The sequence below is a fragment of the Chamaesiphon sp. VAR_48_metabat_135_sub genome, from assembly GCF_031418915.1.
Classification (GTDB): Bacteria; Cyanobacteriota; Cyanobacteriia; order Cyanobacteriales; family Chamaesiphonaceae; genus Chamaesiphon.
In genome coordinates, this window is record NZ_JANOJV010000061.1 from 1 (window position 1) to 15,751 (window position 15,751).

The window sequence follows — 15,751 nt, forward strand, 5'->3', positions numbered from 1 at the left end:
ATCACTACAACCAACGATCGCCGGAATCCCCATTTCTCTGGCAATAATCGCGGCGTGACAGGTGCGCCCGCCCTGGTTGGTGACGATCGCGCCCGCCTTTTTCATAATCGGCTCCCAGTCTGGATCGGTTTTATTCGTGACCAATACTTCTCCAGGCTGGAATTCGGCGATCTGATGGACATCAAAAATTACTCGTGCTGTACCTTGCCCGATGCGTTCGCCGACAGCACTGCCGATGGTTAAGGCGGGGATGGTAGATTCGTGAGATGAGGTAAAGCGATAGCTACGAAGAATATTCGCGGACTTCTGGGACTGGACGGTTTCAGGACGCGCCTGGACGATAAATAGTTGTCCGGTTTCACCATCCTTCGCCCATTCAATATCCATCGGCGTATATGTGCCTCGCACGGCTGAATAATGATCCTCGATAATTACTGCCCACCGCGCCAGGGTGAGAATTTCATCATCATCGATCGCAAATTTAGCACGATCGGATTCAATTACAGGTACGTTTTTAGTTAGTTTCGATCCGCCCAAATCGTAAACCATTTTAATCGCTTTACTCCCCAACCGCTTTTGGAGAATCGGCCGAAAACCATCAGTGAGCGTGGGTTTAAACACCAAGAATTCATCGGGATTTACCGCACCCTGGACGACATTTTCACCCAACCCATAAGCCGCACAGATCGAAGCAGCATTTCTAAATCCGGTTTCAGGGTCGATTGAGAACATCACCCCCGAAGCAGCTAAATCCGATCTCACCATCTTCTGCACTCCAACAGAAAGATACACATTCAGATGGTCAAATCCCCGCGCTGTCCGGTACGAAATCGCTCGATCGGTAAAAATCGAGGCAAAGCATTTATGACAGGCTTCCAAGACTTGCTTGACCCCGTGGACGTTCAAATAAGTTTCCTGTTGTCCGGCAAAACTCGCATCGGGCAGATCTTCGGCGGTGGCACTCGATCGCACGGCTACGTCTGCATTGTGGAGACAATCTTCAACTAGATCGGGGTGAATTGGGGCAAGAATATCGCAATTTGTTGTAGAGCTGGGATATCGATCGCAAAGTTGGGCATAAGCATTGGCGATCGCCAGTTCTAATTCTTGTGGGAAAGGCGTATTCAACATCAACGATCGAGCTTGTTCCCCCCGCTGTCGCAGATTTTGGAGATTATCGACATCCAAGTCCGCAAAAATCTGGTGAAGTTTAGGCTCTAAACCCGCTTGGGCAATGAAATAGCGGTAAGCAGCCGCAGTGGTGGCAAACCCATTCGGCACATTTACGCCTTTGGGCGCGAGTTTGCCAATCATTTCACCCAGAGAGGCATTTTTACCACCGACCAGTGGGATATCGGCAATGCTAACTTCGTCAAACCACAGAATAAATGCTTGAGCGCGAGCTGGTTCGGACATCAATCTGGGAGCGGTATCGAGCATAGTCTAGTCCTCCGATCGAAATGAGCCAAGCAGATCGGCCATATTGTCAATTCTAGATCGACAAGTTGAGGAAATTGTGAGGTCGATCGATAATATGGCGATCCGAAGTTCAACCGCTGGGATCGAGCATAATGAACAGTGAGCAGGAGCGACTGCTCCAGGTTTTCAGTCCCCGTCCTCAAAGCCCAATTATCAATTAACTCAACTATGCGTTTACCCCGTTCGTGGACGATCGCAATTGCCGTAATTTCGACGGCGATTTTAGCACTATGGTTAATTAATTCAATCTATGCCCTCTACGTTCAAGTTAGTTGGACGACTCCGTGGTTGGCAACGCCAATTTTAATTGGGATATTATTGTTAATTGGGATCGCGATCGGGGCAATAATTTACTATCTGGGAATTTTTCAAGGTTGGTGGGGGAAATCATCAACGAAACCACCACAATTGCCTAAAGTTCCCGTTGAAAAAACTGCCGCTGCATCTGTAAATCTGCAAGCGATCGATCTCCAATTGCAGCAGATTCAAGATGAAGTCACCCGTCAAGCCTTACTAGCAAAATCGCGAGAAATCGCCGAAAACTTAGCACGAGGACAAATTAGAGTAGTCGTATTTGGTACGGGTTCTGCAGGGAAAACTTCCCTAATTAACGCCATTATCGGCCGAATTGTTGGGGAAGTGGGCGCACCGATGGGCACGACAACTAGAGGCGAAACATATATCCTGGAATTGAAAGGTTTAGATCGCCAAATCTTACTTACCGATACACCAGGTATTTTAGAAGCTGGTATCGCCGGAACACAACGAGAAGCGATCGCCAGAGAGTTGGCAACATCCGCCGATCTGTTATTATTTGTCGTAGATAACGACCTGAGATCGTCAGAATATATTCCCCTGATGGGACTTGCCGAAATCGGGAAACGATCGCTATTAATCTTCAACAAAACCGATCTATATCCACCAGTCGATCGAGATAAGATCGTCGCCAAACTCCAAAGCCGCGTCCAAAAAGAGATCGAATCCCAAGATGTGATCGCGATCGCCGCTAATCCCCAACCCGTGCGGTTAGAATCGGGAGAAATGTTTACTCCAGACCCCGACATTTTACCGCTGGTGCGCCGCCTCGCAGCCTTACTCAGAGCGGAGGGAGAAGATTTGATTGCAGATAACATTTTACTTCAATCTCACCGTCTGGGAGCCGAAGCACGGGAACTGATCGATGCACAACGCCGCCGCCAATCCGAGCGAGTAGTAAATCGATTTCAGTGGATTGGTGCGGGAGTCGTCACGGTTACTCCTTTACCAGTTATCGATTTCCTCGCGACAGCCGCAATTAATACCCAAATGATTATCGAGATTGGTAAGATCTACGGCTGCGACTTAAATAAAGAGACAGCCCAAGAATTAGCACTCTCCCTTGGTAAAACCCTGACTAGCTTGGGCATTGTCAAAGGGGCGATTCAATTGATATCTACAGCTTTAACCGTGAATGTGGCTACTTACGCGCTAGGGAAAGGGATTCAAGGCATTACTGCTGCATATCTGACTAGAATTGCTGGGCGCAGTTTTATCGAATACTTTCATCGAGATCGCTCGTGGGGCGATGGGGGAATGACTGAAGTGGTACAACAACAGTTTCAATTAAATCGCAAAGATGAGTTTCTAACAACTTTTATCGAGCGGGCGATTGAAAAAATCGGGATCGATCGAGAGTAAGAAATAAGCTCTCCCGTACTCCGAATCCCGAATCCTCAATTGAGCAACACCAAATTTCACAGGAGGTCTATTTCAACAGATGTGGATCGACAAGACCATCTTTAATTGCTAGAATTGCGGCTTGCGTCCGATCGCGCACGCCGAGTTTACTCAAAATTGTATGTACGTGAACGCGAACTGTGCCAGCCGCGATGTATAAAGTGGTGGCAATTTCTTGATTGCTCTTACCTATCGAGATCAGAGCTAATATTTCCTGCTCTCGTTTAGTGAGAATGGCAGTAGATTCGCTGCCGAGCGATGGTGATGTCAATTTAGGCGGCTCGCGAAACGCGCTAAAAATTTCATGACTGGCGGTATTATCCCACCAAGAAGCTCCAGCCATAATCGATCGAATCGCTAGCACGATCGAATCTGAAGCCATTCCTTTGAGACAATAACCATTGACGTTAGCTGCAATCAAATCTTCGATTGATTGTGACCGATCGTTGGACGTTAAAACCAAAATTCGTAAATTTGGACGATGGAGCCGCATCTGATGGCAAGTTTCCAAACCATCGATACCTGGTAAGCCGATATCCAGAATCGCGATATCGATCGACAGATCGGTTTTGACTAACTCAATTGCGGTTTCTCCATCCTCTGCTTCTGCGGCGATTGTCAAGTCAGCCTCTCTCATCAGCCGAGTTGATAATCCCAGTCGAAATAGTTCATCGTCTTCAATTAGCAAAATGCGGATTGTAGACATATTAGGGGAGTAAAGATTGCGGTGTTTGCGAGTACGGATCTTATCTTAGGCTTCGCTCGCTATCTTAGGCAAGGTGAATAAAAAAGTAACACCTTTTTCTACTTTTGCTTCTACTTCTATTGTACCTCCATGTGCTTCAATAATCTGGCGTGCTAAGTATAATCCTAACCCCGCACTTTTAGCCCGACGACCGATCGAACCTTGATAAAATTTAGCAAAGATGTGGGGTAAATCCTCCGTCTTGATACCTCTACCGCAATCGATAACTCGAACTAAGTATTGAGTTGATTCTTCACCGATCGATACTACGATCTTACTCTGTGGAGGTGATTGATTGATGGCATTGAGCAACAGATTGGTAAACACCCGATCGATCTTGCCTCGATCGCATTCTACTTGACTAGTCGTACTCTCATTTACCAACTCGATCTGCACCTGACGATTAGTTGCTAAATTTATCAGCGTATCGATCGCATCGGTAGCAATTAGCTCCAGATTGCTAATTTGATAATTTAGATACAAGCCATGATTATCGTTGTGACAGGTTTCTAAAATGGTTTGCAAGTTGTGAATGCTCGTTTTGTGGGCGCGACTCATCACCTCTAGAGCATGTTTTTGTTCGGTAGTAACTGCACCAAAATCACCCAGTAAAAAGGTGTTAATTGTTTCAATCGCACCAAACAGCGGATTTTGGAGATCGTGAACGAGGCTAGCCGTAAAATCCGTTTTTATTTCCCCCAATCTAGATTGGACGATGAGTTTTGCTTGAAAATTGGCTGCTAGTTCGCTGTAACTTCGGACTTTAATACTGAGGAAATAAGAGATCATCAGGGCACAGACAGCCAGGATGCGGTTAAAGAATACCATTTGAGAGATTTGCGCTAGTTGCAAATCCTCGATATCGAAGCAATATAGTAACGTCAGGCAAACAGCGATAACTGTTATCCACTTACCCCAACGAGAGTTGATGCGATAGTTGGCAAACAAAATCGGCACGATATAGCCATAGCCCACAATATATTCATTGGGTAATATTACTTCTAAACTTAGGATGACAGCAACCAATATTCCGACGATCCAGCGCGGATGATTTTCCAGGAGAGAGGCTCCACTAAAGAATTTCTCTATTTTGTCAATCCTCATATTGCACATTGTAACAGATTCTCTGATTGGACTCATTGGCGTAGCCGCTCTGAAAGAGAATCGAGAGACAAGCTAACCCCAGACATTATTTAATAAATATATCAAAAAATATATATCTAAATAACTAGTTGTCGATCGAGCGGGTGCGATCTTGACTGGTGAAGTAAGATATCGATCGCCAAACATCTACTTATGACGATATTTTATCTACATCAACCTACTTAAAGATGACGATCTCAATCGAACATGATACATACGTGAATTGATATATTCGTTTAAATTTGCGGCAAAGTATTGCCTTTATCATTAGATTGAGATTTAATCAGGCTAGATTAATAATTAGGCAATCAATAAATATCTGTCATGTAGTCTTCGATCGATAGTTGCTGATCGCCTTTACCCTTACAGCATTGCTCGATGCTCGCATTCTTTGACTCTAGACGATCAATTTCAAATCTAACTACAAAACTAGAATAGGAACGATCGATGGTACATTACATGGCAATTATGCTAGGGTGGATGTAATGGTGAAATGTGAGCTGACAGCCTGTTGTTTTATACTTTAAAAAGGTCAAATTTTGCAGAGTCTGGATATTTTTTTAAATCTAATATAGCTACAAGTGAATTAAAACGCAGTAATTAAAACTATAGTTTATATATTTAATTGGGCAGCTCACGGAACTGGTGACTGTAGATAATAACTTGGTGGAAATCAACAAAAACGATCTAAGCTTTCGAGATCTAATCTCTCAATTCAAAGAAATTAGATCGAAATCCTCAAGTGGAAATCTCATCATTCAAATAGAATCAAATCCTAATTGGATGTTTTCTTTTAACTTAGGACAGTTAGCTTGGATTAGTGGTGGGATCGATCCAATCGATCGTTGGCAGCGAAATTTGGAGATCGTCAACTTAGATTTATCACTCGATCGTCAAGATCGAGCATTATTAAAATCCAATATTATAGGGCAACAATCGGTAGCAGTAGAAGTTTTGTTCGATATCATTCAGCTCTGCCAAGTCACTAAAAATCGGCTATCTTATCAACTTATTTCCATCGATTTGAGTAATCTTAAATTAAACCCTAATTTACCATTGCTAGAGATCGAGCCGATATTAATTAAAGCCATTCAAGCTTGGCAAGAATGGGAAAATGCTGGATTAGCAGATTATTGCCCCAGCCGCTTTCCAATTATTCAGAATTCAGTGCAGTTGTCAGGAATAACTAAGAGCGATCTTTTATCAGATCTTTTGCCATCGATCGATGGCAAAAGATCGCTCCGCAGTTTAGCCATTCATCATCGACAGAATTTACTCGATTTTACCAAGGTTCTATTACCTTTATTAAAGTCAGGATCGATCGACCTCTCATTATCTGCCCAAGTTCAAGTAGATCGAACTGAAGCAACTAATAGAGATCGCAAGATACCTGACAATATTTCCAGCCAAACAACCAATTGCACTGGAAAACTAATTGCTTGTATTGATGATAGTATTTTGGTTTATAAAAACCTAGAGAAATTCCTGGTCGATCGAGGCTATCGTTCTTATGGTGTCCAAGATCCGTTGAAAATTATCACCACCTTAATCAGGAATAAACCAGATCTAATTTTCTTGGACTTATTGATGCCGATTTCTAATGGCTATGAGATTTGCGAACAAATTCGGAAAACACCATCGCTCAAAAATATTCCAGTTATTATTCTAACCGCTAAAGATGGTTTGTTCGATCGAATGCGCGCCAAACTCTTAGGTGCAAATGAATTTTTGACCAAGCCAGCATCTCATACGGAAGTACTAAGAATACTTAATAAATATAGTGAATAGTGGATAGCAATCCTATTTGAGTTCCGTTGGCGTAGCCTCTCAGGATGAGAATTAGTAACGTTAACTCTTAGGGGCGGTGCTGTCTTGTCGTTTTTTTATTCTGCGTCGTTTTATTCGGGGGGAACCCCAGAATAAAAACGCCGCTTCATGCCCGCCCTCTAGGGTTACGCTTCTCATTTAGGATCGCGATAGTGAATAAGTAATAAGTAATAAGTTTAGTTCCCTTCGTCGCCCCGTTGCCCCGTTGTCCCCTCCTCCTGTGGACTGACGATCGAAATATAGGGTTCGCTGAGATGTTTATCGGCTGCGGTTTGTAACTGAGCTGAAGTGAGTTGTTGAATTGCTTCGCTGAACTGACTGTCAAAATCCACACTCAGTCCTAATAGTTCATACCAGCCATAGGTTTGTGCCAATTGTCCGTTCGTTTGTTTACCTAGCGCATATTGTCCGAGTAGCTTATCTTTCGCAGTCTGGAGTTCGGCTGCTGACAGTTGTTCTAGACACAACCGATCGACTTCCGCTCTCAATCCACTCACTGCAACCCGCGTATTGCTGGCGGCTGTACCCATATACACCGCAAAGTGGGAAGTATCTAACCTGGTCGGATAAAATGAAGATACATCATAGGCTAGTCCCCGCTTTTCTCGTAGCTCGACAAACAAGCGACTAGACATCCCATTGCTCAAATAGCTATCGATTAATTTCAGCGCAATGCAATCAGGATCGTGGATGGCTGGAGCGAGATAGCCCAACATGACGATCGCTTGTTGGGTCGATTGATGCTCTACTTGATACTGGGGTTGAGTCGTGACACACTCTGGTGCGAGGAGCGGCAGCTCAATTTCAGGTATTTCCCAATCGCCAAACACTTGCGTCACTAAATCGATCGCTTCCTCCGGCGTAATCCGCCCTGCGAGGCTGATAATTAGGCGATCGGGGCGAATATGAGTCTGATGGTAATCAACTAAGTCCTGACGGGTGATTTGCCCCATCGTAGCCGCAGTTCCTAGGCTCGATCGAGCGTAGGGATGTTCGCCATACAGAGCCGTCCGCAATTGTCGATAGGCATTATTAAACGGTTGCTCTGTTTGGGATTTAATCGCCTGAAGAATCAACTTGCGTTCGAGTTCGATCTGCGATTCGGGAAAGTTTGGAGTCCTAAGTATCTCTCCAGCTAACTTAAATATGTCTACCAAGTCTGACTTAACCGTCTTCAGACTCATCTTGATATAATCTGTCGTTGTATCTAATCCCAACCCAGCCCCAACTGATTCTACTCGATCGGCAATCTCCAACGCCGATAACCGTTCCGTTCCCTTCGTCAGCACAGATGTCAACAGTTGTGCCAATCCCGCGCGCTCGGGCGTTTCCCAGCGACTCCCCGCCGGAATGAAAAATCGCCCAGAGACAATATCCGCAGTTGGATTCGAGATCGTCAGAACTGTAATACCGTTTGGTAACTGGCTACGGTGAATTGGGTGATTAATCATTGGTGAGGCTGACGCTAGATATTCAATACACGATTTACGATCCAAGCTACACCATATTTGCTACTCCATGTCGAGCGGAGTTGGGAATGGAGAGTTGTAGAAGTGTGTCTATTTTCGATCGATCGATTTAATTTTGTACGTCAGTAGCTCAATATCATTGGACTTGTTTACATCCAAAGCTTTCCAGTCGGGTGGATGACTGAAAGCGATCGTCACAGCTCCCTCTGTCGCTTTGGCTGTCCATTGTTCGCGAGGACATATTGTCGATCGCCAATTAAATTTATTAGCTAATAGATTAACTTTTTCGCCCATGACTAATTCAGCTCGAACTTGTCGTACACTGTTTGCTAATTCCCATCTTAAATCGTTAATTAAAACCTTTGAATATTGACTGGTAACATATGTGGGCATGAATAATGCATCATCAGCCAGACCGAATAAGGGCCGCGATTCTATTATCCCAGTCTTACCATCGGTACGACAGATATTTTGGTTGCCCCAATAGGCTAGCCCTGCTTGAGTTTTTGCATAACGTTCCACTGCAAATAATCGAATCTGAGGACGTGCTAGTTGGTAAAATCCTGGGATAAATCGTAATGGACTGTCCAGTGAAATTAATAGCTGATTAAACAGATATGAATCTTGGAGTGCCCTACTCGTAATCATTGACTCACCTTCGATCGCGCTACGCATTTGTTCGTGACGGATGCGATCGAATAAATTATTTCCCCAGTCACTAGGAATTTTATCTATTTGTCGGACTAATCTACTAATTTTCTTCTCTCCAATTCGGCTAACTAACTGTCCCAGAAATGATGGTTGAACCTGAAGAGATTGCTGGATTTTCTCGATTGCCGCTAAATCTTTGGAAATATCGGTGTTTGGTAATTGCTGTTTGTCGAGAATATTAATAATTAGTAAGTTCTCGGTATTCATGAGATCTAAATATTTCATCAGTGGTGATAATGGACTATCGCCACCCTGGAGATTACTCCTCTCGATCCAAGCTGTATCCAGACCCCATTGTGGTAAAGGATTGTCTATTAAATGAGTTTTGATCGCGGCAAGATCGGGTTGATGCGCTCTTAGATATTTTGATATATTACTAGGCACTGGCTCGATCGAATCTTCATTTTTAGCTAATTGTTTATCTACATATTTTCCGATAGTTGGTTCGATTGCTCTCCATTCAGTAACTTCTGATTCTTTTGGTCTGACTTTTGCCTTGCTGCCATCCCCAAAATTCTCTACCGAAAGCCCTAGTTTAGTCATCAAAGCTTGTAACTCGATCGCCGACTGGTTTGGCGCAGTTTTAGGATGTTGACGAACATAATTTGCGATCGCGCTTTCCAAGGGTTTTTCTCGATCGGCAGCGTACATATTTCCAGCAACTAAATAGATACTAATCGTCAATGCAATCGATCCGATCGCTCTGAACCATAGTTTAGTCAGTTCGCGGCGAGGACGAGACAATTCCTTTTCTAATGCGCGGACTAATATATGTTCCTCACCAGCTAATTCTCGGACTCGATCGAGCATTCGATCCGTTTGATGAAAATGGGGTGTAAGTTGAATATTTTTACCACTTACTGTTTTGACAGATAAACATCTAATTCCAAACAAGCAATAAGGTTTGACTAAGGTTATTGCTTGCCAATCTATGTATTGGCGACGACAAAAAATATTGCTACCAGAAATCCCCTCTGAGGTGAGCGTAATCTTAATTGTACTTACAATAAGATAGGTAAATAGTAAAGGGAAGACTGAAATATATAACAACCAAACAATCCAAGTCGGAATAATCTGATTGGTTCGTGCATTTGTCAAAAACAGAACAGCTATCTCGCCCACAAATGCAAATGGAATTGCAATTGATGTAACAAAAGAAAAATACGGTAAAAATAATAGTTTAAATTGATATTCCTCCCGATCTCGTGGAGACTTTTCCTGTGGTGTTAATGTTTTTCGTCGCATCAGCCCATAACTCACTAGATTATTTAGTAAGTATGCCCAAAACACAGTATGAAGATGAATAGTCTCTTTATTTACGCAGTAGACTACTAGCTGCTATATCTGTCGCACGCGAACTCGATCGATCCTCGGCCCAACCGTAGAAACTACTGTAAAATGCCAGTTACCATATGCTAAGGATTCGCCATCTTGGGGGAATTGCCGCATTTTGTCGAGCAAAAATCCAGCGAGGGTTTGATAATCATCAGCTAATGGGAGATCGATCTTGAGTTCCTCGTTGAGATCTTCGAGATTGATTTGGGCTTGGACGAGAAATGTGCCATCGACTAACTTCTGTAGTAATGGTGTTTGACGATCGGAGGTAACTTTCATGCCGATCATCTCCTCGATCGCATCTTGGCGAGTAATCAAACCAGCCGTGTTGCCAAATTCATCTACCACGATCGTCATATGGGTATCAGATGCCTGCATCTGCTTGAGGACAACACTCACAGGTGTTGATTCAGCGACAAATTCGATCTTTTGAATCCACTTCTCGATCGAGATTTGTCCCGCTGCTTTGCCTTGCGCGAGTAAGGGCACAAAATCTTTGAACGATACTATGCCCACAATCTTATTCAAGGATGTATCGACGACTGGATAACGAGAATAGCCATTTGTGGCGATCTTAATCAGGAGTGTTTGACAACTGGCGGTTTGAGGCACGGTAACGATTTGGCTGCTCGGCACCATCACATCTGTAGCGATCGTATCTGCAAATTCCAGGACTTTAGTTAAGACTTCCCGTTGTTCGATCGCCAGTCCGCTAGAGTCGCGGGCGGTAGAGACGATTGCTTGTAACTCCTTGAATGATACTCGATCGCGATCTTCATACCGATCTTTAATCCCCACCAAGCGCAAACAGAGCTTAGTAGATCGATCGAGTACCCAAATTAACGGGCTAAAAATTCGAGCGATGGCGATACTCGGTGCGCCCAAAAAGCGGGCAATCTGTTCGGCATAAATTAAGGCGATCGATTTGGGAATTAGTTCGCCAAAGACAATCTGGAGATATGCCAAGAGGATAAAAGTAACCGGAATCGCTAAAGAATGTGCCAGTGGGATGTTTTCCAAGCTTTGAGCAAAGATTTGGACGACAGCGCGTTCGCCAATCCAACCCAGTGCTAGACTCGAAAGCGAAATCCCGACTTGGGTAGTCGAGAGCAATCGCTCGATTCCCCGTTGTAAATCTTGGACTTGTTTGGCGCGATCGTCACCAGCCGCCACTAATTGGGCAATCCGCGATCGCCTGACTGATAAGATGGAAAACTCGGCGATCACAAAAAAAGCATCGATCGCAATTAACCCAAATATCAGTAGGAGTCGCCACCAAATTTCCGAACCACCGAGCAGTGGGTGAGGATCGTTCATACAGAAACAAACGAGGAACAGTTACTTGCCAACGGGAACTCCTGAGGCTTCAAGTTGGAGTTTTTTATCGATATCAGTTAATTGTAACGAGACACTCTTGACTTTATCGAGCGCATTTTTGGGAATAGTCAGCATCACTTTGACTTCTTTGCCACTAGCGGCGAGACTGCTGGGCAATCCACTAGTATTAGCACTGACACTTTGAGATCGATCGTTGATGACGCTAATCCCTTGTCCAAAATTTATGGGTTGACTGCCATAATTGGCGACCGCCACTTCAATCCTAACATTATTGCCCTTGGATTCGATCGATTTGACGGTCATCGAAATGCCCTGATCCTCTCTGACGATCGGCAGTTTGGCAATTGGTAAACCAGTTTTTGGATCGTTTTTTACTGCTTTTTCAAAAGCCGATGCTTTTTGTTTCGCATCTTTTGCTTGTTGGGCATCTTTTTTGGGTTCTTCGATGCCCATCTGTTTTTTGACATTAGCAATCAATTCTTGCTCTTGGAGCAGTTCCAAACCTTTGGTATTGATATTTTGTTTGTTGCCACCTTTATTATTATTGGGACGAATATCTGGTTGAGTTACACCTTTGAGTGCTTCATGTCCCGAGATAAAGCCGAGAACACCGCTCAGAATGCCTGCTGCCAGCATAAAAAAGAGTAAGATACTGGTCAGTAGTAAAGTGCGATCGCTTTTGATACTTTTTTTCATGCTTATCCCGATAAAAAATTACTTGCGACAGTTTTTGTCAATTGATGTTTACTAAATTTTATCCAATTCGGCTAATTTTCTTAGCTAATATACTAGCGATCGTACCACTAGGTTATGCTATTCGCTTCAGTCATATTTTACCCGAATATTTCCATGATGCTGGGGGCAGTATTGCTTACCAGACATTTTGGATCTTATTGGTGTTATTTATCTATCCCCCAGCAAACCTTCGGCTAACTGCCATCTGGGTATGCGGGGGATCTTGTGCGATCGAATTTCTCCAACTCTATCAACCACCCTGGCTCCAAGCCATCCGCGCTACTTTGCCAGGACGATTGGTACTTGGCACAAGTTTCGCCTGGTCAGATTTTCCTGCGTACTTTGTTGGTAGTTATCTGGGATGGCTGTGGGTACGTCGGCTAGGTAGAGGGTAGGGGGGTGTATGGGAGTAGAGCGATTTACCCCCTTTACTTTCCCCTTTAACCCTCATACCACTATTTAATCTAACCACTCACCAGCGTACCTAGAGTGCCCAGAATTATGCTTCAATAGTAGAATCAGCGGGGTCTGCGATCTTCAATGAGCAAGAGTCGCCCATCGTTTCTTAATCAGGTTATAGTCACATCATGAGTTTAGATACCCAAATTGAAGTCAATTCCGCAACTAATACCAATCGTGCTTGGCCGGGATTAATTGAAACCTATCGAGCGTATCTACCCGTGACTGCGACTACGCCAGTAGTTACCCTGCATGAGGGTAACACACCGTTGATTCCCGTACCGACGATCGCCGCAGAAATCGGACGTGGTGTGAAAGTATATATCAAATATGACGGATTAAACCCGACAGGTAGCTTCAAAGACCGAGGGATGACGATGGCAATCACTAAGGCTAAAGAAGCGGGTGCCAAGGCAGTAATTTGTGCAAGTACTGGCAATACTTCAGCGGCTGCCGCTGCCTATGCAGTGCGTGGGGGACTGCGTTCTTATGTTCTGATCCCCGATGGTTATGTAGCTTTGGGTAAATTAGCGCAAGCATTGCTCTACGGTGCTGAGGTCATAGCAATTCAAGGTAATTTTGATGATGCTTTGGATATCGTTCGCGAGATGGCGGACAATTATCCAGTTACTCTGGTGAATTCTGTCAATCCCTATCGGCTCGAAGGTCAAAAAACTGCAGCATTTGAATTGGTAGATGCGCTCGGCGACGCACCAGATTGGTTGTGCATTCCAGTCGGTAATGGCGGTAATATTACAGCTTATTGGATGGGTTTCAGTCAATATTATCAGCACGGCAAATGTCAGCACCTCCCAAAAATGATGGGATTCCAAGCAGCAGGTTCGGCTCCTTTGGTTAGTGGCGTGCGAGTCAAAAATCCTGAAACGCTAGCGACAGCGATTCGGATTGGCAATCCCGTTAACTGGGATAATGCGATCGCCGCAAAAAATGACAGTGGTGGTGAATTCAATGCCGTCACAGATGCTGAAATTATTGCGGCTTATCGGTGGTTGGGTAGTCGAGAAGGGATCTTCTGCGAACCTGCAAGTGCGGCTTCGGTAGCTGGATTGCTCAAAGTAAAGGATCGCGTGCCCGATGGTTCTACCGTTGTCTGCGTTCTCACTGGAAATGGACTCAAAGATCCCGATACAGCAATTGCGAATAGCATCAATCCTTTCCAACAGGGAATAGCTGCAAATATGGCAAACGTCGCGGCGGCGATGGGCTTTTAAATTAAAATTAGGGAGCAAAAGTTAGGGGCAATGTCTTGTCGTTTTTTTTTTTCGGGGGTTCTCCCCGAATAAAACCGCCGCTTTATGAATACCCTCTGCGAGAGCCACCCTAATATCTGAGCTGCTATGAGCGAAACCATTTTCAGTAAAATCATCCGCAAGGAAATCCCCGCCGATATTATATATGAGGACGATCTTGCCTTGGCGTTCCGCGATGTCCAGCCCCAAGCACCAGTCCACATCTTAATTATCCCTAAAAAACCGATCGAGTCGATCGCCCAAGCATCCACGGAAGATGCCGCTTTATTAGGACATCTTTTGTTAACAGTCAAGAGAGTAGCCACTCAGGAAGGCTTAGAAAACGGTTATCGAGTCGTCATCAATACTGGTGAAGACGGCGGACAGACAGTGTTTCACCTACATCTACATCTGCTGGGCAAACGGACAATGGCTTGGCCACCAGGTTAAACTGCTGTTAGATGAATTTTCCCATTTAGACTTTACATATCGCTCAACAATTTGCGCTGAGTCGAATTGGGAGTGATTGAGTCGAGTCGATCGATCGAGGATTTAACTCTTTTTAATGAGAATAAGAAAGAAATTGTTAAGAACCTTTACAAACCTAAATATATGCACTAATATAAAGACATGGGGAAAGGCAACCGACCCCGCACCTTGAAAATTCATCGCAATCATATACAAATGACCACTACTTTACAACGTCGCGAGAGCGAAAATGTATGGGATCGTTTTTGTAGCTGGATCACATCCACCGAGAACCGCATTTATGTTGGTTGGTTCGGTGTACTGATGGTTCCTACATTACTATCCGCTACCATCTGTTTCATCATCGCTTTCATCGCTGCACCTCCTGTAGACATCGATGGAATCCGTGAGCCAGTCGCTGGTTCTTTAATGTTCGGTAACAACATCATTTCTGGTGCAGTTATTCCTTCATCCAACGCAATTGGTCTGCACTTCTACCCAATCTGGGAAGCAGCTTCCTTAGATGTGTGGTTGTACAACGGCGGTCCTTACCAACTAGTAGTATTCCACTTCCTGATCGGCATCTTCTGCTACATGGGTCGTGAGTGGGAATTATCCTACCGTTTAGGTATGCGTCCTTGGATCTGTGTTGCTTACTCCGCTCCAGTAGCAGCAGCAACCGCAGTATTCTTGATCTACCCAATCGGACAAGGTTCATTCTCTGACGGTATGCCTTTAGGTATCTCCGGTACGTTCAACTTCATGATCGTATTCCAAGCAGAGCACAACATCTTGATGCACCCATTCCACATGCTCGGCGTAGCTGGTGTATTTGGTGGTTCATTGTTCTCAGCAATGCACGGTTCATTGGTAACTTCCTCTTTGGTTCGTGAAACAACTGAAGTTGAGTCCTTGAACTACGGTTACAAATTCGGACAAGAAGAAGAAACTTACAACATCGTTGCAGCTCACGGCTACTTCGGTCGTCTCATCTTCCAATACGCTTCATTCAACAACAGTCGTTCACTCCACTTCTTGTTGGGTGCATGGCCTGTAATCGGCATTTGGTTCACATC

General features: G+C 44.4%; 13 protein-coding genes. 6 read left to right on the forward strand and 7 right to left on the reverse strand.

Going from position 1 to position 15,751, the window contains the following annotated elements; genetic code table 11:
* Positions 1–1,440, reverse strand: a 1,440-nt coding sequence (ppsA, locus tag RMO55_RS04855; protein WP_310424380.1) for a phosphoenolpyruvate synthase, incomplete at its 3' end; no start/stop codon positions are given.
* Positions 1,441–1,647: 207 nt separating this feature from the next.
* Between ppsA and RMO55_RS04860 the strand changes: the two genes are divergently transcribed.
* Complete coding sequence (locus RMO55_RS04860; RefSeq protein WP_310424383.1) at positions 1,648–3,156, forward strand: GTP-binding protein; 1,509 nt, start codon at positions 1,648–1,650, stop codon at positions 3,154–3,156.
* Positions 3,157–3,223: 67 nt separating this feature from the next.
* Here the strand turns inward: RMO55_RS04860 and RMO55_RS04865 are convergent, their stop codons facing one another.
* Together RMO55_RS04865 and RMO55_RS04870 are read right to left on the reverse strand one after the other, a co-directional pair.
* Positions 3,224–3,901, reverse strand: coding sequence for a response regulator transcription factor (locus RMO55_RS04865; protein WP_310424385.1), 678 nt, complete (start codon positions 3,899–3,901; stop codon positions 3,224–3,226).
* A gap of 45 nt (positions 3,902–3,946) precedes the next feature.
* A complete protein-coding gene (locus RMO55_RS04870) occupies positions 3,947–5,080 on the reverse strand; it encodes an ATP-binding protein (RefSeq protein ID WP_310424388.1) in 1,134 nt (377 codons plus the stop codon).
* A 786-nt stretch (positions 5,081–5,866) separates the two neighbouring features.
* On the opposite strand from RMO55_RS04870, the gene RMO55_RS04875 reads away from it, so the two are divergent.
* Entirely contained in the window at positions 5,867–6,871 is a 1,005-nt protein-coding gene (locus tag RMO55_RS04875) for a response regulator (RefSeq protein ID WP_310424392.1), read from the forward strand.
* Positions 6,872–7,086: 215 nt separating this feature from the next.
* Here RMO55_RS04875 and RMO55_RS04880 read toward each other — a convergent pair whose 3' ends face one another.
* The 4 genes from RMO55_RS04880 to RMO55_RS04895 all read right to left on the reverse strand — a co-directional run bounded on the left by RMO55_RS04880 (position 7,087) and on the right by RMO55_RS04895 (position 12,459).
* Positions 7,087–8,361 carry a pitrilysin family protein gene (locus RMO55_RS04880; RefSeq protein WP_310424395.1) on the reverse strand — a complete coding sequence of 425 codons (1,275 nt, stop codon included), beginning with the start codon at positions 8,359–8,361 and terminating at the stop codon, positions 7,087–7,089.
* Positions 8,362–8,469: 108 nt separating this feature from the next.
* Entirely contained in the window at positions 8,470–10,188 is a 1,719-nt protein-coding gene (locus tag RMO55_RS04885) for a hypothetical protein (protein ID WP_310424398.1), read from the reverse strand.
* Positions 10,189–10,428: 240 nt separating this feature from the next.
* Positions 10,429–11,742 (reverse strand): hemolysin family protein, encoded by a 1,314-nt coding sequence (locus tag RMO55_RS04890; RefSeq protein WP_310424401.1) that lies wholly within the window; start codon positions 11,740–11,742, stop codon positions 10,429–10,431.
* 21 nt (positions 11,743–11,763) lie between these two features.
* Positions 11,764–12,459, reverse strand: a complete 696-nt coding sequence (locus RMO55_RS04895) for a hypothetical protein (RefSeq protein ID WP_310424404.1) — start codon at positions 12,457–12,459, stop codon at positions 11,764–11,766.
* Between the two features lie 44 nt (positions 12,460–12,503).
* Here RMO55_RS04895 and RMO55_RS04900 point away from each other — a divergent pair, with 44 nt between their 5' ends.
* The 4 genes from RMO55_RS04900 to psbA all read left to right on the forward strand — a co-directional run.
* Positions 12,504–12,893 carry a DUF2809 domain-containing protein gene (locus RMO55_RS04900; protein WP_310424407.1) on the forward strand — a complete coding sequence of 130 codons (390 nt, stop codon included), beginning with the start codon at positions 12,504–12,506 and terminating at the stop codon, positions 12,891–12,893.
* 192 nt (positions 12,894–13,085) lie between these two features.
* Positions 13,086–14,189 (forward strand): threonine synthase, encoded by a 1,104-nt coding sequence (thrC, locus tag RMO55_RS04905; protein ID WP_310424409.1) that lies wholly within the window; start codon positions 13,086–13,088, stop codon positions 14,187–14,189.
* 126 nt (positions 14,190–14,315) lie between these two features.
* Positions 14,316–14,657: a histidine triad nucleotide-binding protein gene (locus tag RMO55_RS04910; RefSeq protein ID WP_310424411.1), complete on the forward strand. Its 342-nt coding sequence runs from the start codon at positions 14,316–14,318 to the stop codon at positions 14,655–14,657.
* 234 nt (positions 14,658–14,891) lie between these two features.
* A partial coding sequence (gene psbA, locus RMO55_RS04915; protein WP_310424413.1) for a photosystem II q(b) protein occupies positions 14,892–15,751 on the forward strand: 860 nt, incomplete at its 3' end.

Bases quoted from the DNA above. Each gene is read 5' to 3' on its own strand.
- RMO55_RS04860 (WP_310424383.1), top strand. From the start codon at position 1,648: ATGCGTTTACCCCGTTCGTGGACGATCGCAATTGCCGTAATTTCGACG.
- RMO55_RS04865 (WP_310424385.1), bottom strand. From the start codon at position 3,901: ATGTCTACAATCCGCATTTTGCTAATTGAAGACGATGAACTATTTCGA.
- RMO55_RS04870 (WP_310424388.1), bottom strand. From the start codon at position 5,080: ATGAGTCCAATCAGAGAATCTGTTACAATGTGCAATATGAGGATTGAC.
- RMO55_RS04875 (WP_310424392.1), top strand. From the start codon at position 5,867: ATGTTTTCTTTTAACTTAGGACAGTTAGCTTGGATTAGTGGTGGGATC.
- RMO55_RS04880 (WP_310424395.1), bottom strand. From the start codon at position 8,361: ATGATTAATCACCCAATTCACCGTAGCCAGTTACCAAACGGTATTACA.
- RMO55_RS04890 (WP_310424401.1), bottom strand. From the start codon at position 11,742: ATGAACGATCCTCACCCACTGCTCGGTGGTTCGGAAATTTGGTGGCGA.
- RMO55_RS04895 (WP_310424404.1), bottom strand. From the start codon at position 12,459: ATGAAAAAAAGTATCAAAAGCGATCGCACTTTACTACTGACCAGTATC.
- RMO55_RS04900 (WP_310424407.1), top strand. From the start codon at position 12,504: ATGTTTACTAAATTTTATCCAATTCGGCTAATTTTCTTAGCTAATATA.
- thrC (WP_310424409.1), top strand. From the start codon at position 13,086: ATGAGTTTAGATACCCAAATTGAAGTCAATTCCGCAACTAATACCAAT.
- RMO55_RS04910 (WP_310424411.1), top strand. From the start codon at position 14,316: ATGAGCGAAACCATTTTCAGTAAAATCATCCGCAAGGAAATCCCCGCC.